General features: G+C 73.2%; 1 protein-coding gene. It reads right to left on the reverse strand.

Features of this window, described 5'->3' with window-relative positions; all coding sequences use genetic code 11:
• On the reverse strand, positions 1 to 860 hold an 860-nt coding region (locus IH13_RS0122365), incomplete at its 3' end, for a phytoene desaturase family protein (protein ID WP_037841981.1).
• Positions 861 to 958: the final 98 nt, after the last annotated feature.

The following is a 958-nucleotide window of genomic DNA, read 5'->3' on the forward strand; positions in this document are numbered from 1 at the left end:
CCCCGTTCGCCGTCCGCAGAGCGGACGGTGACCTCGGCGTGGGTGCCGTCGGTCTCGATACGGGTCACCTCGTGCAGGACCCTGATCTCCGCCCCCGCCGCCCGCGCCGCTCGGGCCAGCGCGTCGGTGAGTGCCCCCATGCCGCCGACCGGGACGTCCCAGTCCCCGGTGGAGCCGCCGATCACGTGGTAGAGGAAGCAGCGGTTCTGCACCAAGGACGGGTCGTGGGCGTCGGCGAACGTGCCGATCAACGCGTCGGTGAGCACGATGCCGCGTACCAGGTCGTCCTGGAAGTGCCGTTCGACGGCGGCGCCGATCGGTTCCTCGAACAGCGCGCGCCAGGCGTCCCGGTCGTCGACGCGGGCCCGCAGGGTGTCGCGGTCCGGCAGCGGTTCGGTGAGCGTCGGGAAGACCCGCTCGGCGACCCGCCGTGTCATGCCGTAGAACCGCTGCCAGGCCTCGTACTCACGGTCGTCGCCGGTGAGGGCGGCGAAGGAGTCGCGGGTGTCCTCCCCGCCCACGAGCAGCCCCGTCGCCCTTCCTCCGCGTACCGCAGGGGTGTACGAGGAGACGGAGCGCTTGCGTACGGCGAAGTCGAGTCCGAGGTCGTCGAGGATCTTCCGGGGCAGCAGTGAGACCAGATAGGAGTAGCGCGAGAGCCGGGCGTCGACCCCGTCGAAGGCCCGGGCCGAGACGGCCGCGCCCCCGGTGCCGGGGAGGCGTTCCAGGACGAGGACGGACTGCCCGGCGCGGGCCAGATAGGCGGCTGCGACCAGGCCGTTGTGCCCGCCTCCGACGATCACCGCGTCGTAGCGGTCGGACGCGGGCGGGCCGGGGGCAGGGGTCTCGTCAGCGGACATGTCCCTTCGTAACACGGGCCGCTCGCCCCTGACCAGATGCGGGACGGCGTGGGCGGAAAGCCGGAGCGGGACCCGGGGCGGCTGCGGCGGGAGCGCCT

It is taken from the genome of Streptomyces sp. NRRL WC-3549 (assembly GCF_000721935.1).
GTDB lineage: Bacteria > Actinomycetota > Actinomycetes > Streptomycetales > Streptomycetaceae > Streptomyces.